Below are 17,256 nucleotides of genomic sequence, written 5' to 3'. Positions count from 1 at the left end.
GGGGGTCCAGCGGTCGGGCGAGAGGCTCGTCCTAGGGCATCGGCGTTGCGCCGGTCGCCGTTCGGCCGGGTGCGGCGGTCTGACCGGTCGTCACGCCGCGCTCGGCCTGGCCGGGCGTGCCGCCGCTGGCATCGGGCGTCGCCCGGGCGGGGGAGGTGCCGGGCGCGTTGATCTCGAGCCAGTCGTAATGCTTCTGCACGGCCGGAATGGTGCTCTGCGCGAACTGGCGCAGTTCGGCCGTATCACCGTTGCCGGCATAGGACTTCAGCAGGTCGAGCGCCTGACGATGGGCCGCCATCTGCTGGTTCATGTATTCGCGCTCGAAGTCCTGCCCTTCGAGGCGATTCAACACGGCGATCTGCGACTGCCGCGTGGCATCGAGGCTGGCGGGCATATCGAGGCTCATGCCCGACGCAGCGACCGCGCTCTTGAGCGCCTCTGTCGACTTCGTGTGGTCGGCGATCATCATCTGCGCAAATTCGCGCACCGGCCCCGACCGGACCTTCTTGAGCGCGATGTTCGAGGATTCGATCTCGAACATATCCGACATCGCGGCCATCTGCGCGAAGTTCTGTGCGGTGGGAGCCTCAGCGGCAAAAGCGCCACCGGCATCGGGTTGAGCGATGCCGGTCCCGGCATCGGCGCGTTCGGGTTCGCCCTCGGCCTGACGGTTGCCGCAGGCCGTGGCCAACAGACTCGCCGCGATCAGTAGTGCAATGCGCATCCTACATCCTTTCAGATCAGCGTCCCCCGCAGGGCAATGCGGGCTGTCCTAGGGGCAGCCTGCGCCGGGCGAACTCACATAGGCCACTCACCCGCTTTACGCGGATAGTCGCAGCCGTGGTCGCGAAATCCTTTCCGAGTTTAGGGAAGCGCGCAGGGCGTTCGACGAGAAGGGCGTGGGAGGATCACAATGCAAAAAGGTGCGATACTCATGTCAATCTCGGGCGATACTTGCGAGCGTACCCTCCCATGCTTTTCGGACGAGATGACCGCTTCGCTGCCCGCGCTGCGCAGCTTTGCGCGCTCGCTGTGCCGTCAGAACGACATGGCCGAGGATCTGGTGCAGGAAACCATGGTGCGCGCCTGGTCGTCGCGTCACACCTTCCTGCCCGGGAGCAACTTTCGCCCCTGGCTTTTCACGATCCTGCGCAACCAGTTCTACAACGCCATGCGCAAGCAGGGCCGGCTGGTGACCTGGGAGCCCGAGGCTGCCGAGCGGCTGCTCGTGCAGGAGCCCGAGCAGGAAGCGCGCATCCATCTTGAGGATATCGAGGGGGCGATGAACCAGTTGCCGCGCGGCCAGCGCGAGATGCTGCTGATGATCGCGGGTGCCGGCATGACGTATGAAGAGGCCGCACAGGCGGCCGACTGCAAGCTCGGCACCGTCAAGAGCCGCATCAACCGCGGCCGGGCGGCTATTCGCGCCATCATCGATGGAACCGAGATTGCCGCCTGAGCCTTCGCCCCTGTCCTGAACGACTTACGGGCCCGCCTCGGGGAGGCGGGCCCGCATCAGGGGGGTGGTCGGCGTGCCTCGCAACCGCTTCCACCTGAATGCCGGATCGGGATGGAGACCCTTATCCCGTCTTCTGCTTGATTGCGCCGGACGTTTGGTCCGTCTCTTCGCGGACGGCCTGCGCCGGACTCTCGGGCGCCGTTTGGGCACCGAAGCCGCGCCGCTCAGCCATTTACGAGATTGTCGGCCCCCAATTGCAAGTGGCGAGCGCGATTTTCCGCGCTCGCCGCCGCAATCAGCGCCAGCTGCCGCGTCGCCTTTGCAGCTGTCCGTATCAGCGCACAGCGCCGCGACGGAACAGGTTGACGATCGCCAGAAGAACCAGCGCGCCGAGGAACGAGACGATCAGCGCGCTGATCGAGAAATCGCCCTGGGTGATGGTGCCGCCGCCGATCAGCGGATTGATCAGGAAGCCGGCGACCAGCGCACCGACGACGCCGACGACGATATTGAGGAAGATGCCCTGCTGGGCATCGGTGCGCATCACCATGCTGGCAAGCCAGCCCAGGATGCCACCGACGATGATGATCAGAATGAGATTCATTTCGGTTCTCCTTGCCGAGGGGGTTTCACGCACGCTCCGGGACGCCGCAGGCGCTGGATCCACGTAATCGACCAGCAAAGAGGTGCCATCGTGGCGGTTTTGCGCTCTCACTTATGTTTCTATATTTGCAAGACCTGCGAGGAGCGTCGTTGCTGACGGCATCTGCGTCTGGATTTTTCTATAGCTTGAAGGTGTTTATGGCTCCGCTCAATCGAGCGAATTGCGTCCTGCGTAACCGTTCCACCAGCCGCCGGGGCGCAGGACAAGCGGAGCGAACGCGCGGCGACGCGCGCGGTGGGTTGCCGAGACCGGGCTCATGAGGGCGCTCACCAGCCAGCGGCGCAGCGCGACGAGCCAATAGGCGAACCCGGCGATCTGTGCCGCAGGCGCGCGCCAATGGCGACGGGCATAGTGCATCCGCCCGGTCTGGGCGAGGTTCATGCGCACGGGCGAATAGAAGCTGCCGCTGCCGACATCGTGGATGATGCGGCTGTCGGGAACCAGCCACACCTCCCCTCCAACCCCCTTCAACCGGGCGAAGAGATCGACCTCTTCGGCATAGAGCAGGAACGAGGGATCGAACCCCCCAACCTTTTCCCAGGCCGCGCGGGTGATCAGCATGAACCCGCCGCTCAGCACCTCGACGCGGCGGGCCACGGGGTCCTTGCGGAACCGCGCCAGGTTCTCGGCCGGCGCCGAGCGTCCTGCTGCTTCCCAGAAGGCGCTCCACACGGTGGGAAGCGACTGGAAACTGCCCGGCTGAAGGGCGCCGTCGGGCGTCGTGGCGATGCCGCCCCAGGCTGCACCGGGGTGCGAACGGGCAAAGGCGAGCAATCGGTCGATCGCGGGATCGACCAGCCAGGTATCGGGATTGAGCAGCAGCAGGTATTGTCCGCGGGCATAATCGGCGAGCAGGTTGTTGCCGCGTCCGAAGCCGATGTTCCCCATTCCGGGAACGATCCGCACCTCCGCAAATCGCTGCGCCACCAAGTCCGCCGTCCCGTCCGTGCCGTTGTCCACCAGCAGGATTTCGTAGCGCACCTCACGCGTGTGCGCGATCACGGTCTCGATGCATTTGCCGATGAAATCCCGCGAGTTGTAGGCGACGATGAGGATGCTGACATCGGGTGCGATGTCCGCCTCGCGGGGTGCGGCGGGCATGGTCACGACTGCCTCTCGCTCCGTTCGGAATCCGCAGCGCACGGCAGCGCCGCCTCCAGCGCCTCGGCATAGGCGCGCGCGATTGCGGTCCGGCCGAAGCGCTGCGCATCGCTCGAGACCTGCCACGCGGCGAGCGCCTCCTTGAGCGCCCGCTCCTCGCGCACCGCTCGTGCCATCGCATCAGCAATCGCTCGCGTGTCGCGCGGCGGCACGGGAATCGCGAAGGGGCAATCGTCGAACCAGCCGGACACTGCCCGGTCCTGCGGATAGATGATCGGCAGTCCGGCAAACAACGCTTCGATGAACACGAGGCCGAAGCTTTCCCGAAAGGATGGCAGGACGAAGGCGCTGGCCGCATTCATGCGTGCCGGCACCGCGTCGCGAGAGAGCGCGCCTTCGAAGGAAAGTCCCGGCGCGGCTGCTGCGCTATGGCGGGCTGCCGCGGCGTCCTGCGCGCTTCCGCCGCCGCAGATCGCAAGCGTCTGCGGCGTTCCGCGCGCATCGAGGAGGCGCAAGGCATCGGCCATGCCCTTGAGGTTCTTGTTCGCATGGCCTCGCAGGTGGAACAGGCTGAGAAGGCCTTGGCCGCCAGGACGCGGGGGCATGGGCGTGTCGAGTTCGGTCGGGCAGGGAACGATCGCGGTGGGGCCCGTCCGCTCGCCCAGCCGCGCCGCCACTTGCGCAAGCGCCCATGGCGCGAAGGCCGTCACGCTCGCGGCCTGGCGGAAGATGCTCCGGAACACGGGCGCAAGATCGGGCCGCGCGGCGAGGATCTTGCCGTCCGTGTTGCCCTGGATCGTGATCGCGAAGGGCACGCCGGTGATGGCGGAGAGGCGCTGGACAACGATCCCCTCGACCGTGAGCTTGTGCCCGACGATGAGGTCAGGCCGCAGCTGCCCCTCGATCCGCTCGGCGATGGCATCGGCAGTCCGGAGCAGATAGCTGCGGTGGAACAGCCCACGACCCGGCGCTTCATAGGTGAGGGCCTCCCCCCAGTCGAACGGCACGGCGGCAGGCGGCACAGCGGCCGCGGGCCCTCTCAACAGCGCCGCGAGATCGGGGCTCTTCCGGTTGAGCGAGATCACGCGGTGCACGAAGCGATCCTGCGTCAGGGCGAGCAGGTTCTGGATCACGCGGGTCTTGTCGGGGGCGATTGGATCGGGAAAGTCCGCCGACACGTGCAGGACCCGAACGGTGGCAGAAGTCCCGGCCTCCGGATGATGCAGACGGACGTTCACACTGAAGATCCCCGTTGCCGTACCTGCCGCTGCAGGGGCGCTGATGCCAGAGCCCCCTCTACCCGACAAGCCGCTTTCGCCGCTGGCGGCCATGCCGCGCGTTCAGCCTTGGCGCTTGAGGATCAGGTAGAGCGCGCCCTCGCCGCCGTGGCGGATATGGGCGCGGCGGATCGCGCCGATCGCCCCGGCGTGGCGGCTGGCGGCGAGCCAGTCGAGCAGCTTGGCGCGGATCGCCCCGCGACGCGTCATGCGGTCGGCGGGATCGACAGGGCGCTCGCGCCCCGCGACGACGAGCACAACCCGCGCGCCCATCGCCCGCGCCTGATCGAGCGCGGTCATGATCCGCTCATAGGCGCCGTCGAGCGTGTGGCCATGCAGGTCGAGCGTCAGGTCCGGCTCGAGCCGCCCGGACTTGACCCGGCGGTCCCAGTGCGAGTCGAGACCCTTGTCCTCCCCGGGACGGGGAGGGGTACCAGCCGCAGACTGGTTGAGGGGCAGGCGAGAGGCTCCGGAGGCTGGCTTAGCGGGCTTCACGAATTTGGGCGGGGCCTTTGCAGCAGCGGCGCGAGCCCCTCCAACACCTTCGCTGGTCCCCCTCCCCTGAAGGGGAGGAATGGGCCGCGTCTTTCCGGGCAGCGGTTTCACGCTGGCGGCGAGGTGCGCCCAGGCGGCCTGCTCGCCCGCCGTCAGCCCCCGCGGCGGCCTCATCGCCGGCTGGCGACCAGCCGCGCGGCTGCGTCTCTGGGCAAGAGCACATAGGCCTGGCCCCGCCCGCTCATGCCGCCGGCGATGCGGCGCGCATCCTCGCCCGCGCCCCAGAAAGTGTCGAAGCGGTTCGCGCCCTTGATCGCGCCGCCGGTGTCCTGCGCGATCCACAGACCATTAGCCTCTGGGCGGTCGAGGTCGAGCCACACCGGCGCGCCGAGAGGCACATAGGCGGGGTCCGCCGCCACCGAGCTTTCGCGCCGCACCGGCACACCCAATGCGCCGAGGGGCCCGTCGCCTTTCAGCTCGGTGAAGAAGATCCAGCTCTTGTTCAATCGCATCAGCTCGCGCCCCTCGCGCGGATTGTCGCGGATATAGGCCATGATCCCCTGCATCGACCCGGAGTATTTCCCCGGCCCGCTGCCGAGCAGCCCGCGGTCGCGCATCACGCCGCCGATCCCGACATATTCGCGCCCGTTCTGCCCGGCATAGCCGATCCGGATCACTTCGCCCTCGGGCGTGCGCAGCCGGCCCGAGCCCTGAATCTGGAGAAAGAAGAACTCGACCGGATCGGCGGCCCAGGCGATCACCTGCGCCTTGCCGGCAAGCGCCCCGTCCTCGATCGCCGCGCGGTCGTGGTAAAGCACGAAGCGGCCCCGTTCGTCATAGCGGCCGAGCGGCGGGCGGCCGGTGCGCTCGGAGGGCTTCACATCGTCCGGCCAGCCGCGCACGAGGTCGGTCGGCATGGCATAGACCGGCACCTCGAACCCTGCGCGCCGGGTGCGGCTGCCGGCGATCTCCGGCTCGAAATAGCCGGTGGCGAAGGCCTTGCCATCGCCGATCCGCACCGGCGTGAACTGCTCGGCGAAGAACGCCCGCGCGCGGCCCGGATCGGCGCTGCGGGCGGCATCGCACACCGGCCGCCAGTCCTCGCGGCGGGTGAGGCCGCTCACGTCGTCGCGGGCGAGCAGACGCGGGCAGGATTCGACGAAGCTGGCGAGCGCCCCGCGCGCGTCACCATCGCCAAGGCGGAGCGCGGCGAGCGTCGGCCCGAGCGCCACCCCGGCGAGCACGGCATTGGCGGCGACGACGCCAGCCGGTGCGGTCACCGCCGGCGGCGGCAGCGCGCGCTGCGGAGCGCTGCGTCCGCAGGCCGTCAGGGCCAGAAGCAGGGCGAGGGCAAGAGCCGCGCGCATCAAGCGATCCTCCGGAGGCCGGAGCCGAAGGCCGGCCGTCGATCCAAACCCCGAACCCGGTTCAGCCCTCGTCGGTCTCGTCGAGCAGCCAGTTGGGATCGCGCGCGCCGACATTGCGCGAGAAGGTCCACACGTCGCGGCTCTCGATCGCATCGTCGAGCGAGCCGGCGATCACCGTGCCCTCGCGGTCGCGGGTGACGGCGGCGATGTCGGCGACAAACAGCAGCGCGATGCGCGCCATGCGGCCATCAAGCACAGCCGAGTGGATGCGCACCTCCTCGATGCGGATCAACGTGTTGTCGAGGGTCTCGCCTGCCGCCTCGCGCGCGTCGATGGCGCCGACGAATCCGGCATAGACATCGTCGTCGCACAGTTCGCGCAGGGTCTCACGGTCGCCCTTCCAGAAGGCTTCGAGGATCATCCGGTAGGCGCCCTTGGCACCATCGAGGAACTGGGCGAGATTGAACATCGGATCGGCCGCCGCAATGTCGCGCAGCGCGCGCTCGACCGCAGGCATGACACCGTCCAGCTCGGCCGGACGCGCGGCCACGGGCTGAGCGGGGATGGCGGCAGGGCGAACCGCCGGCTTCTCCTCCGATTCGAAGCGCTGGACGGCCGGCTCCTCCTCGTGCTCGGCGCGGCGTCCGAGCACCGAGTAGAGGCGCAGGCCGAGAAACGCGGCGACCATGGCGAGAAGTACGATTTCGAGCACTGTAGCAATCCGATCATCGATAACGGCGCACGGAGAAACGCCCCGGCCGCCGCAGGAAATACGACAGTGCCTTAAATAGGGCTTCATTACAATTCGCCAACGTCCGTTAGGTTGACGCGCGGGTTGAATCCGCCGGGCCGCACGCCGGCGCGGTTGCGGCGTCCCTGCGCGCCTGCTACGCGCCGCGCGCAGGGCCCGTTCATCACGCGTGCGGCCGGTGCCCCCAATCCATTGCAAGCGAAAGACCACAGCGATCATGGCCGAAGAAGAAGGCGTCCTCACCAACCTCGACACGGGAACCGGCGAGGGGCCGAAGCCGAACGGCGCCGACACCCTGCCGACGGCGGGGATCATCACCCAGTACGTCAAGGACCTGTCGGTCGAGAACCCCAGCGCGCCCGACGTCTACCAGTGGCCCGAACCGCCGCAGATCGACGTCCAGTTCAACATCGCCGCCGAGCCGATCGAAGAGGGCGTGCACGAGGTGACGCTCAAGCTGACGCTCACCGCGACCTCGCAGCGCGGCACGATGTACATGGTCGATCTCGCCTTCTGCGGGCTTGTCGGTATGCGCAACGTGCCCGAGGACCATGCCCACGCCTTCCTCTATGCCGAAGCGCCGCGCCTCCTGTTCCCCTTCGCCCGCCGCGTCGTTGCCGATGCCGTGCGCGATGCGGGCTTCCCGCCGCTGATGGTGGACCCGGTCGATTTCAACGGCATCTACGCCCAGCAGCTCGCCGCGCGCCGCGCCGAGGAGGCTTCCGGGGGCGAGCCGATCAAGCCGGTGACGGGCAACGCCTGATACCGGGCGCCCGGGGGCGGGGCAGGCGATGGGGCTTTTAAGGAACGTCGGCACGATCGGCGGGCTGACCGCGGTGAGCCGGGTGTTCGGCTTTGCCCGCGACATCCTGCTCGCCCGCGCCCTGGGTGCGGGGCTGGCGGCGGACGCCTTCCAGCTCGCCTTCACCCTGCCCAATACCTTCCGCCGCCTCTTCGCGGAAGGAGCCTTCAGCGTCGCCTTCGTGCCGCTCTACAGCCGCGCGCTGCACGGGAATGACGGCCAGCCGGGAAGCGAGGAGGCCGCCAACCGCTTCGCGAACGACGTGCTCTCGGTGTTCCTGTGGGTCCTGCTCGGCTTCTCGGCGCTGTGCATGGTCGCGATGCCGGGGATCGTGTGGCTGCTCGCCCGCGAATATGCGGAGGTGCCGGGCAAGTTCGAGCTCTCGGTGTTCCTCAGCCGCGTGACCTTCCCCTACCTGGGCCTCATCAGCCTGGTGGCGATGCTCTCGGGGCTGCTCAATGCCCGGTCGCGCTTCGGGCCTGGGGCGGCGGCGCCGATCCTGCTCAACATCTGCCTGATATCGGCGATTATCATCGGCGACCGGCTGCGGGGCGGGACCGGCAACGACGTGCTGGTCGTCTATGCCCTCGCGGGCGCCGTGTCGCTTTCGGGTGTTGCGCAGCTTGCCTACCTGGCGTGGGAGACGCGGCGCGCCGGGGTCAGGCTCAAGGTCACATGGCCGCGCCTGACGCCCGAGGTGCGGCGGCTCGGCGCGCTGATCCTGCCGGCGACCTTCGGGGCGGGGATCTACCAGATCAGTCAGCTGGTCGACACCTTCTTCGCGACATCGCTGCCGCAGGGCTCGCTGACGCTGCTGAAGCTCGCCGACCGGCTGAACCAGATGCCGCTCGGGATCGTCGGGATCGCGCTGGGCACGGCGATCCTGCCGATGCTGAGCCGCCACATCCACACCGGCGACAATGCCGAGGCGCAGCGTTTGCAGGCCAATGCCTTCGAGATCGCGACGCTCCTCACCTTCCCCGCCGCCGCCGCACTGGCGGTGTGCGCGCCCGCGTTCTGCACGGCCTTCTTCGTGGGCGGCAAGTTCACCCCCGCGGACGGCGCGATCATGGCGAACATCGTCGTTGCCTTGGTCGCCGGCCTTCCCGCCTACGTGATCGTCAAGGTGCTGAACCCCGGCTTCTTCGCGCGCGAGGACACAAGGACGCCGGTGTGGACCGCGCTCGCATCCCTCATCTTCAACATCGCGGTGAACCTCTACGTGGTCGAGCGCTTCGGCATCGTCGGGCTTGCCGGCGCCACCGCCGCCTCGGCGAGCCTCAACTGCCTGCTGCTCTACGCGATCCTCCACCGCCGCGGCTGGTTCCACTTCACCGCGCCGCTGTTCGGAAAGGTCGCGCGCCAGCTGCTCGCCACGGCGGCGATGACGGGGGTGCTGTGGGTCCTGATGCCGCTGATGGCCGATCACTACGGCGGGCCGTGGTATGGGCGCATCTGGTCGCTTGGCCTGCTGGTCGCCGCCGGAGGCGCCACCTTCTTCGCCGCCGCCTTCGCGCTCGGCGCGCTCGACAAGGCCATCATCGGCCAGCTACTGCGGCGGCGCAGACCGGCCCGCACCAAGGCCGACGACGACATTCTGGAGGTTGAGTGACAATGCGCGTGGTTTCCGGCATCCAGCCGACCGGCAAGCCGCACCTCGGCAATTACCTGGGCGCGATCCGCAATTACGTGAAGCTGCAGGACGATGCTCATGCCGCGGGCGGGGAGTGCCTGATCTTCATCGCCGACCTGCACGCGATCTCGATGCCGCACGATCCGGCGGAGCTGCGCGCCTCCACCCTCGAACTGGTGGCGACGCTGGTCGCCTGCGGCCTCGATCCCGACAAGGCGATCCTGTTCAACCAGGCGCAGGTGCCGCAGCACCCGGAACTGCAATGGCTCCTCAACGGCACGGCCCGCATGGGCTGGCTGAACCGCATGACCCAGTGGAAGGACAAGGCCGGCAAGAACCGCGAGGGCCAGTCAGTCGCGCTCTTCACCTACCCGGTACTGCAGGCCGCTGATGTGCTGCTCTACCAGGCGACCCACGTGCCGGTGGGCGAGGACCAGAAGCAGCACCTCGAGCTCGCCCGCGACATCGCACAGAAGTTCAACAACGATTTTGCCTCGGAAGACGCGCCGGTCTTCACTCTGCCCGAGCCGATCATCCCGGCGGAAGCCGCACGGATCATGTCCCTGCGCGATGGCGCCGCCAAGATGTCGAAGTCGGACCCGTCCGACATGAGCCGGATCAACCTCTCCGACGATGCGGACACCATGGCGCAGAAGGTGAAGAAGGCGAAGACCGATCCCGAGCCGCTGCCGTCCGAGGAAGCCGGACTGGCGGATCGGCCAGAGGCGCGCAATCTGGTCGGCATCTACGCGGCGCTTGCCGGCCAGTCGGTGGAAGAGGTGCTCGCGCAACATGGCGGGCAGGGCTTCGGCGCCTTCAAGCCCGCGCTAGCCGAGCTGCTAGTCGCGAAGCTCACGCCGATCCGCGACCGCTTCGTGGCCCTGAAGGGCGATCACGAGGCGCTGGACGCGATCCTCGCCCGCGGGGCGGCGAAAGCGCGCGAACGCGGCGCGCCGACGCTGGCCGCTGCCTACCGGGCGCTGGGGCTTGTCCGCCACTGACCGGCACCGCCCGAGGGCGAACCCGCGACGAGCCGTTGCTCAGCGTGGACAATATTCAAATAGCGTTCAGGGGCATGTAATAGGATATCGCGGTCAAACGCCATTGCTGCAATTGCAATGGCTCCCACTTTGAGGTTGTGTCATGTTCTGCCACATGTTGCCGATCAAAACCCTGACCCGTATCGCCCTTCCTGCGGCCATCGCACTCGGGCTTTCCGCCTGCGCACCGGCACCCTTCAAGGCCGACGTGTCGCGCTTCGCCGTGCCGCTGCCCGCACCCGCCGGCCAGACTTTCGCGGTGGTCGCCGAGAACCCGCGCCTCGCTGGCGGACTTGAGTTCGGAACCTACGCCAACGAGGTGGCCGAAGAGCTGCAGAAACTCGGCTACACCCGCGCCGCTTCGCCCGAGAGCGCCGACATGCTGGTGCGCCTCGACTATCGCGTCGATGGCGGGCGCGAGCGGGTGCGGACCAGTCCGGGGGTGGGCGGATTCGGAGGCTTCGGTCCTTGGGGTCCGTGGGGCCCGTGGGGTGGTTGGGGCGGCTGGGGCGGCGGTTGGGGCTTCGGCTTCAACGATCCGTTCTTCGGCGGTCCGGACGTGCGCAGCTACACGATCTATACGAGCGGCGTCGATGTGAAGATCGATCGCCGGGTCGATGGCGTGCGCCTTTTCGAGGGCAAGGCGGAAGCCGTGTCGCGATCGAACCGCCTGCCACGTCTCGTGCCGAACTTGGTGGACGCGCTGTTCACCGACTTCCCCGGGAATTCGGGCGAGACGGTGCGGATCACCATCCGCGACGACGAAAAGACCGTGCGTCCCGTCGACTGATGGTGTAACAAACGATTCAAGAGACCCTTGGACGGGAACAAGAAGGCGGCGCAGGGGATCGCGCCGCCTTTTTTGTTGCCCGCTCGGCGCGGATCAGACTTCGGCCGCGTGATCCTGCCGCGCGGCGCTGTGGATCCACGGCAGCCGGGTGTAGCGCGCCGCGGCCCGGCGGCGGGTGGCGGTCTCGTCCTCGCGGCCGATGCCTTGCCGGTTGCGATGCTCGCGCAGCAGTTGGGCGAGCAGCAGCTGGCCGAACGCCCAGTCCTCGATCCCGCTGTCGGCGTTGATGTGCCCGACCGAGCCGGCATAGGCGAAGGTCGCCTCCCAGTCCGTGGCCAGCCCGCGCGCTGTGCGCAGCGAGCAGTAGTGATCGTTCTCGCTCGCGGCGAGGAAGGCGGGGAACGGCAGCGGCCGGCGCGGCAGCGGGGCGAAGCGGGCGAGCCGCTCGTCCACGCCATCGCGCTCCACGTCCGGCGGAGCAACCAGCAGCGCGCCCACCACGGGGTTGCCGTGGGCGGGCTGCTCGTATTCCGCCCACCACGCGACCGCATGGCAGCCCAGCGAATGCGCGACGAGGATCACCGGCCGCCGCGCCCGGTGCACCGCGAGGTTGATCTTGTTCACCCAGGTGTTGCGATGCGGATCGTCCCACATCCCCAGCTCCACCCGCTCGCAATCGGGGATGGTCGCCTCCCAGCGCGATTGCCAGTGCTGCGGGTTGGAGTTGTTGAGACCGGGGATGGTGAGGATCAGCGGATCTTCGGCCATGCGGGTGGTGTCGAGTTCGTGCGTATGGGCCATGTCGGCGCTCCTTGAAGGGCGTGAATGGCCGTCCATTGGTATGGTCCGACGGGCCTAAAGATAACTCAACCAATCCGGTTGACAAGTGACTGGCGACAGGCGGTGCGATTTTTCCGGGCGAGGCGTTCAGAGCCTTGCGTGGCCCCCGGTCGAGCCAAAGCCGCCCTCGCCTCGCCCGGTCGAATCAAGCTCCGCCACCTCGGCCCACGCCGCCTGCACCACCGGCGCGAGAACCAGCTGGGCGATGCGGTCGCCGCGCTGGATGGCGAAGGGCTCATCCCCGAGGTTGATGAGGATCACCTTTAGTTCGCCGCGATAGTCCGAATCGATCGTGCCGGGCGTGTTGGGCACGCTGATGCCGTGCTTCAATGCGAGCCCCGAGCGCGGGCGCACCTGAATCTCGTAACCCGGCGGGATCGCCAGCGCGAGGCCGGTGGCGACCGCGTGGCGCGCGCGGGGGGCAAGGGTCACGGTCTCGGCACTCACCACGTCCATCCCCGCCGCGCCCGCGGTGGCATAGGCCGGGAGCGGCAGGCCCGCCCCATGCGGCAGGCGCTTAACCTGGACATCGACAGTTGCGCTCACTCGGCGGCCTCGGCACGCAGCGATGCGGCGATCCGCTCGACCAGCGCCATGGCAACGGCAGCCTTGGGCATTTCCTCGAGCGTCTCGACCCCGTCGGCACTGATGATCGCGACGCGGTTGTTGTCGCCGCCCATCACGTCCCCCGAAACATCGTTGGCGACAATCCAGTCGGCGCCCTTGCGCTTGCGCTTCGCCTTGGCGTGTTCGAGCACGTTGTCGGTCTCGGCGGCAAAGCCGATCACCAGTTCCGGGCGGCGCGGGGCCCCGGCAAGGTTGGTGAGGATGTCGGGGTTCTCGGTCAGCATCAGCGCCGGCGGGGCGTCGCCGCGTTTCTTGATCTTCTCGGCCCGGTAGTCCTTCGGGCGCCAGTCGGCAACAGCGGCGACCATCACCGCGACATCGGCGGGAAGCGCGCGGCGCACCGCCTCGGCCATGTCGAGCGCGCTCTCGACATCGACGCGGCGCACGCCCGCCGGGGTCTTCAGGGCGACCGGCCCTGCCACCAATGTCACCCGCGCGCCCAGCGCGGCGGCGGCGGCGGCGATGGCGAAGCCCTGCTTCCCGCTCGATCGGTTGGCGATGTAGCGCACCGGGTCCAGCGCCTCCCAGGTCGGCCCGGCGGTGACCAGAACGTGCCGCCCGGCAAGCGGACGGTGCGATGCGGCGATGCCGAAGTCCGCGCCCTCCGCCACGGCGCCGAGCTCTGCCTCGATGGGGTCGGGCACGGCCGGGGCGAGCTGTTCGGGCGGGGCCTTGCGCGGGTCGATGACGTGGTTGAGCGCGGCGAGGTCGATCGGCGGGGCGGCGCCGGCCTTGCCTTTCTTGGCCAGCAGCGGACCGGAAAAATCGGGCGCGAAATCGGGGGCGGGCTCGGCCTCGGGCAGCGGGAAATCGGCAAGGTCGGGCGCGGGGAGATCCTCGTATTCGGCCTCGATCTCGGCATGGCTGCGCTTGGCGGTGGAGCGCGGGATGATGCGCGACAGGAAACCGCCGAGTTTGCCTTCGGGCATGGCGGCAGCGCCGTCATCCTCCTCCTCGGGCTCGAGCGCCTCGACTTCGAAAAGCGGTGGCGCGAGCTGCGGCTGGGGCTCGGGCACGGCGATGCCGAAATGGTCGGCAATCGCGTGCCAGATCGCCTCGGGTTCGGGCAGGCGGCCATAGCCGAACTCGCCGCAGGCCATCGCGCCCTTGTCGGGGTGGAGCACGGTGACGCCGGCGGCTTTCAGCAATTCGATGTTGCGCTGCGTGGCGGCGTGTTCCCACATCCTGACGTTCATCGCCGGCACCGCCATCACCGGCTTGTCGGTGGCGAGGATCAGCGTCGTCGCCAGATCGTCGGCGATCCCGTTCGCCATCTTGGCGACAAGGTCCGCGGTCGCCGGGCAGACGACCACGAGATCAGCCTCGCGCGAGAGCTGGATATGCCCCATCTCCGCCTCGTTCTTGAGGTCGAAGAGGTTGGTGTAGACCTGGTTCTCGCTCAGCGCGGCGAGGGACATGGGCGTGACGAACTGCTGCCCGCCCTTGGTGAGCACGCAGGTCACCTCGCCGCCGCCCTTGCGGATCAGGCGCACGAGCTCGCAGGCCTTGTAGGCCGCGATGCCGCCGCCGACGACCAGCAGGATGCGCGGACCGTGACCGGCGTCCGCTTCCGCAACGCTCATTGTGCTACCGCCTCTCGCGCCTCGCCCTTGGGGTGACAGACATAGTGCTTTGCATCAGCCTTCGCAAAGCTTGGTTAAGTTTGCCTTGCCGCCGCGCGCACAAGTTCGCCGAGCGCGCGGGGGGCGAAGGCGAGGCCGATGCCGTAGGCGGGCAGGGCCAGCTGCACCCAGTAGTAATTCTCGGGCCGCGCGAACAGCGCTGTCATCAGGCCGAGCCCTGCAAACCACAGCGCGGCGAGCAGCCCCAAGCGGCCGCCGAGCGAAAGCCATCCAAGCAGCGGGAGGATCGCCAGCGGCGCACCGAGCGCGAGCGGCAGGTCGTGAAGCCCGGTCAGCCGCCACACCGCGGTGAGGGGCAGGGCGGCACCGGCGAAAGCGCTCCACCCCTGCGAGACGGGATCGCCCGGCAGGCGCAGGGCATCCACCGCCATGAAGTGCAGCGCCATGCCGACAGCAAAGGCCAGGAGCAGCCCCACCACCCCCGCCGCCTCGCGCCAGCGCTTGCCGGCGAGGGCGAAGGCCAGCCACAGCAGGACGAAGGGCAGCGCCAGCTCGCGCACCGCCAACGCGCCCGCGGCGGCGAGGAGTGCCGGCGCGCAGCGGTGTTCGCGGTAGAGCAGCAGCGCGAGGGTCAGACACAGTCCCGCCCACAGCTCGTGGATCAGCCCCGCGCGTAGAGCCATCACCGCCGCCCCGCCCAGCGCCAGGATCACCAGCGCAAGCGCCTCCTCGTGCCACGCCGCGATGCCCCGCAAACCACGATGCAGCGCGAAGAGGCTCGCCGCGACCAGCCCGATCATACAATAGCGCACCCCCCCAAGCCCCACCGCGATCTGGAGCCATGCCAGCGTCGGCAGGCGCACCGCGACGAAAGGTTGCGTGGGGTAATTGCGCGCGCGGTGCTCGGCGAATGCGGCGTCGTAATAGCCCTCGCCCCTCGCCATTCGGGCGTGGATGGCGGCGTAGAGGGCAAGGTCGCCGCTGCCTTTCCGCGGCGCGGAGGCCGCGCTCGAGGAGGCGCTCGTCGTGGCTGCATCGCCGCCTCGGGGCACGACCGCGAAGGCACTCCACGCCATCGCTGCCGCGAGCGCCGCCAGCATCAGCATCGCGCCCCGGCGCGGCAATCGTGCGAAAGGCCGTCCCAGCGCGTCCCACCGCTCGAGGAGCGATGCGCGCGAGGCCCGCGTCATCCGATCCAGCCGGCTGCCAATGCGCCCCACATCGCGCCCCCGCCTGCCAGCGCGGCCACGAGATAGCCGAACCAGCCGCTCCCCTCGCGCTTGTCGGTGAGCAGCACGATCTCGGGGAGCGGCGGCGCTTCGGGTGCCCCGCCCTTCGGCGGGAACTTCTCCTCCAGCCGGCGGATCAGTCCCGGCAGGCGCAGCAGGGTCTCGGTATCGTCCTTGATGCGCTGAGCGAGCGCCGCTTCCGGCCCCAGCTCGTCACGGATCCATTCGCGCACATAGGGTGCGGCGGTGTCCCACATATTGATGTCGGGGTTGAGCTGGGTGGCGATGCCTTCGACCATCACCATCGTCTTTTGCAGCAGCAGCAGGTGCGGCTGGGTCTGCATGTCGAAGTCGCGGGTGATGGCGAAGAGCCCGTCGAGCATCTGACCGACCGAAAGCTCCTTCACAGGCTTGCCCCGCATCGGCTCGCCCACGGCGCGCAGCGCCGTCGCGAATTCGCCGACCGAGTGGTAGGAGGGCACGTATTGCGCCTCGAAATGGATCTCGGCGACTCGCTGGTAGTTGCCGGTGGTGAGACCGTAGAGGATCTCGGCGAGCCATTGGCGCGCGCGGCGGTCGATGCGGCCCATGATCCCGAAGTCGATGGCGACGATCGTGCCGTCGTCCTCCACGAACAGGTTCCCCTGGTGCATGTCGGCGTGGAAGAAGCCGGTGCTGATCGCCTGGGTGAGAAAGCTGATGACGAGCCGCTCGGAGATCGCGGCGAGGTCGTGGCCGCGCGCGCGCAGCTCGTCGGTGCGGCTGATCTTGATCCCGTCGATCCATTCGACCGTCATCACCCGCCCGTTGGTGCGGTCCCAGTCGATCTGCGGGATACGGTAGCCGGGGACGCCCGCCATCTGCTCGGCGAGTTCGGAAGCCGAGGCGGCCTCGCGCCTCAGGTCGAGCTCGGAATTGGTCCAGCGCTTGAAATTGGCGATGGTCAGGCGCGGGCGCAGGCGCTGCGCCTCGCCGCCCATCTGCTCGACATGGGCGGCCGCCCATTCATAGGTCTGGATATCGCGCGCGAACTTCTCGCGGATGCCCGGGCGCAGCACCTTGACCGCGACCTTGCGTCCGTCGGTCGTGACGGCCTTGTGGACCTGCGCGATGCTGGCCGCGCCGACCGGCTCGGGGTCGATCTCGGCAAAGAGGTTCTCGAGCGACTGGCCGAAGCTCGATTCGATGGCGGCGCGGATTTGCGCAAAGGGTACGGGGGGGAGACTGTCCTGAAGGGACAGGAGGTTGTTCGCCGCCTCCTCGCCGACGAGGTCGGGCCGGGTGGCGAGGCTCTGCCCGAGCTTGATCGCCGCCGGGCCGATGGCGCGGAAGGCGCCCGCATAGTCGGGCTTGCCGCGCTTGCCGGTCATCGTTGCGAGGCGCGCGAGGCGGACGAACTGGCGCACGGCGGCGGGCGCGTTGGGATCGTTCTCGATCCCCACCAGCGCGCGACGCCGCGCGAGCGTGACGCCCCAGCGGAACAGGCGGGAGAGGTGGACGAGAGAGGAGGTCATGATGCCCTACCTCCTCCCGCTTGCGGGAGGGGCAGCGAGACTTGGCGAGCCGCAGGCGAGCCTAGTCGCAGCGGGGTGGGCCGC

General features: G+C 68.7%; 17 protein-coding genes. 5 read left to right on the top strand and 12 right to left on the bottom strand.

Going from position 1 to position 17,256, the window contains the following annotated elements:
* Positions 1 to 31: 31 nt before the first annotated feature.
* Positions 32 to 724, bottom strand: coding sequence for a DUF4142 domain-containing protein (locus tag OPU67_RS06760; RefSeq protein WP_267618582.1), 693 nt, complete (start codon positions 722 to 724; stop codon positions 32 to 34).
* A 264-nt stretch (positions 725 to 988) separates the two neighbouring features.
* Here OPU67_RS06760 and OPU67_RS06755 point away from each other — a divergent pair, with 264 nt between their 5' ends.
* Complete coding sequence (locus OPU67_RS06755; RefSeq protein ID WP_267618579.1) at positions 989 to 1,459, top strand: sigma-70 family RNA polymerase sigma factor; 471 nt, start codon at positions 989 to 991, stop codon at positions 1,457 to 1,459.
* 334 nt (positions 1,460 to 1,793) lie between these two features.
* Here the strand turns inward: OPU67_RS06755 and OPU67_RS06750 are convergent, their stop codons facing one another.
* The 6 genes from OPU67_RS06750 to OPU67_RS06725 form a co-directional block, all read right to left on the bottom strand.
* Positions 1,794 to 2,063: a GlsB/YeaQ/YmgE family stress response membrane protein gene (locus OPU67_RS06750; RefSeq protein ID WP_267618576.1), complete on the bottom strand. Its 270-nt coding sequence runs from the start codon at positions 2,061 to 2,063 to the stop codon at positions 1,794 to 1,796.
* 207 nt (positions 2,064 to 2,270) lie between these two features.
* The gene (locus OPU67_RS06745) at positions 2,271 to 3,224 is read right to left on the bottom strand and encodes a glycosyltransferase family 2 protein (RefSeq protein ID WP_267618573.1); all 954 of its coding nucleotides are present in this window, start codon (positions 3,222 to 3,224) and stop codon (positions 2,271 to 2,273) included.
* A 2-nt stretch (positions 3,225 to 3,226) separates the two neighbouring features.
* Positions 3,227 to 4,462, bottom strand: coding sequence for a glycosyltransferase (locus tag OPU67_RS06740; protein ID WP_267618571.1), 1,236 nt, complete (start codon positions 4,460 to 4,462; stop codon positions 3,227 to 3,229).
* A 102-nt stretch (positions 4,463 to 4,564) separates the two neighbouring features.
* Positions 4,565 to 4,996: a Smr/MutS family protein gene (locus OPU67_RS06735; RefSeq protein WP_324255348.1), complete on the bottom strand. Its 432-nt coding sequence runs from the start codon at positions 4,994 to 4,996 to the stop codon at positions 4,565 to 4,567.
* Positions 4,997 to 5,166: 170 nt separating this feature from the next.
* Positions 5,167 to 6,363 carry a murein transglycosylase A gene (locus tag OPU67_RS06730; RefSeq protein ID WP_267618566.1) on the bottom strand — a complete coding sequence of 399 codons (1,197 nt, stop codon included), beginning with the start codon at positions 6,361 to 6,363 and terminating at the stop codon, positions 5,167 to 5,169.
* Positions 6,364 to 6,424: 61 nt separating this feature from the next.
* Complete coding sequence (locus OPU67_RS06725) at positions 6,425 to 7,051, bottom strand: Tim44/TimA family putative adaptor protein (protein WP_420708970.1); 627 nt, start codon at positions 7,049 to 7,051, stop codon at positions 6,425 to 6,427.
* Between the two features lie 280 nt (positions 7,052 to 7,331).
* Between OPU67_RS06725 and secB the strand changes: the two genes are divergently transcribed.
* From secB to OPU67_RS06705, 4 genes are all read left to right on the top strand, one after another.
* Positions 7,332 to 7,877: a protein-export chaperone SecB gene (gene secB / locus OPU67_RS06720; RefSeq protein ID WP_267618562.1), complete on the top strand. Its 546-nt coding sequence runs from the start codon at positions 7,332 to 7,334 to the stop codon at positions 7,875 to 7,877.
* 28 nt (positions 7,878 to 7,905) lie between these two features.
* Positions 7,906 to 9,528 carry a murein biosynthesis integral membrane protein MurJ gene (gene murJ, locus OPU67_RS06715; protein WP_267618560.1) on the top strand — a complete coding sequence of 541 codons (1,623 nt, stop codon included), beginning with the start codon at positions 7,906 to 7,908 and terminating at the stop codon, positions 9,526 to 9,528.
* A gap of 2 nt (positions 9,529 to 9,530) precedes the next feature.
* The gene (gene trpS, locus OPU67_RS06710) at positions 9,531 to 10,550 is read left to right on the top strand and encodes a tryptophan--tRNA ligase (RefSeq protein WP_267618558.1); all 1,020 of its coding nucleotides are present in this window, start codon (positions 9,531 to 9,533) and stop codon (positions 10,548 to 10,550) included.
* Positions 10,551 to 10,704: 154 nt separating this feature from the next.
* Entirely contained in the window at positions 10,705 to 11,379 is a 675-nt protein-coding gene (locus tag OPU67_RS06705) for a DUF4136 domain-containing protein (RefSeq protein ID WP_267618556.1), read from the top strand.
* A gap of 93 nt (positions 11,380 to 11,472) precedes the next feature.
* Here OPU67_RS06705 and OPU67_RS06700 read toward each other — a convergent pair whose 3' ends face one another.
* The 5 genes from OPU67_RS06700 to ubiB form a co-directional block, all read right to left on the bottom strand.
* Complete coding sequence (locus OPU67_RS06700; protein ID WP_267618553.1) at positions 11,473 to 12,180, bottom strand: RBBP9/YdeN family alpha/beta hydrolase; 708 nt, start codon at positions 12,178 to 12,180, stop codon at positions 11,473 to 11,475.
* Between the two features lie 126 nt (positions 12,181 to 12,306).
* The gene (gene dut, locus OPU67_RS06695; protein ID WP_267618551.1) at positions 12,307 to 12,765 is read right to left on the bottom strand and encodes a dUTP diphosphatase; all 459 of its coding nucleotides are present in this window, start codon (positions 12,763 to 12,765) and stop codon (positions 12,307 to 12,309) included.
* Positions 12,762 to 14,429, bottom strand: coding sequence for a bifunctional phosphopantothenoylcysteine decarboxylase/phosphopantothenate synthase (locus OPU67_RS06690; protein ID WP_267618550.1), 1,668 nt, complete (start codon positions 14,427 to 14,429; stop codon positions 12,762 to 12,764). Before OPU67_RS06690 ends, dut begins: the two co-directional genes overlap by 4 nt.
* A gap of 74 nt (positions 14,430 to 14,503) precedes the next feature.
* Entirely contained in the window at positions 14,504 to 15,619 is a 1,116-nt protein-coding gene (locus tag OPU67_RS06685) for a hypothetical protein (RefSeq protein ID WP_267618549.1), read from the bottom strand.
* Positions 15,616 to 17,172, bottom strand: a complete 1,557-nt coding sequence (gene ubiB, locus OPU67_RS06680; protein WP_267618548.1) for a 2-polyprenylphenol 6-hydroxylase — start codon at positions 17,170 to 17,172, stop codon at positions 15,616 to 15,618. The genes OPU67_RS06685 and ubiB overlap by 4 nt, the downstream gene beginning before the upstream one ends.
* Positions 17,173 to 17,256: the final 84 nt, after the last annotated feature.

The sequence above is a fragment of the Erythrobacter sp. WG genome (assembly GCF_026586795.1).
Lineage (GTDB): Bacteria > Pseudomonadota > Alphaproteobacteria > Sphingomonadales > Sphingomonadaceae > Erythrobacter.
This window is presented reverse-complemented; position numbering and strand designations above follow the sequence as displayed.

Bases quoted from the DNA above. Each gene is read 5' to 3' on its own strand.
- OPU67_RS06760 (WP_267618582.1), bottom strand. From the start codon at position 724: ATGCGCATTGCACTACTGATCGCGGCGAGTCTGTTGGCCACGGCCTGC.
- OPU67_RS06755 (WP_267618579.1), top strand. From the start codon at position 989: ATGACCGCTTCGCTGCCCGCGCTGCGCAGCTTTGCGCGCTCGCTGTGC.
- OPU67_RS06750 (WP_267618576.1), bottom strand. From the start codon at position 2,063: ATGAATCTCATTCTGATCATCATCGTCGGTGGCATCCTGGGCTGGCTT.
- OPU67_RS06745 (WP_267618573.1), bottom strand. From the start codon at position 3,224: ATGCCCGCCGCACCCCGCGAGGCGGACATCGCACCCGATGTCAGCATC.
- OPU67_RS06730 (WP_267618566.1), bottom strand. From the start codon at position 6,363: ATGCGCGCGGCTCTTGCCCTCGCCCTGCTTCTGGCCCTGACGGCCTGC.
- OPU67_RS06725 (WP_420708970.1), bottom strand. From the start codon at position 7,051: ATGGTCGCCGCGTTTCTCGGCCTGCGCCTCTACTCGGTGCTCGGACGC.
- secB (WP_267618562.1), top strand. From the start codon at position 7,332: ATGGCCGAAGAAGAAGGCGTCCTCACCAACCTCGACACGGGAACCGGC.
- murJ (WP_267618560.1), top strand. From the start codon at position 7,906: ATGGGGCTTTTAAGGAACGTCGGCACGATCGGCGGGCTGACCGCGGTG.
- trpS (WP_267618558.1), top strand. From the start codon at position 9,531: ATGCGCGTGGTTTCCGGCATCCAGCCGACCGGCAAGCCGCACCTCGGC.
- OPU67_RS06705 (WP_267618556.1), top strand. From the start codon at position 10,705: ATGTTGCCGATCAAAACCCTGACCCGTATCGCCCTTCCTGCGGCCATC.
- OPU67_RS06700 (WP_267618553.1), bottom strand. From the start codon at position 12,180: ATGGCCCATACGCACGAACTCGACACCACCCGCATGGCCGAAGATCCG.
- OPU67_RS06690 (WP_267618550.1), bottom strand. From the start codon at position 14,429: ATGAGCGTTGCGGAAGCGGACGCCGGTCACGGTCCGCGCATCCTGCTG.
- OPU67_RS06685 (WP_267618549.1), bottom strand. From the start codon at position 15,619: ATGACGCGGGCCTCGCGCGCATCGCTCCTCGAGCGGTGGGACGCGCTG.
- ubiB (WP_267618548.1), bottom strand. From the start codon at position 17,172: ATGACCTCCTCTCTCGTCCACCTCTCCCGCCTGTTCCGCTGGGGCGTC.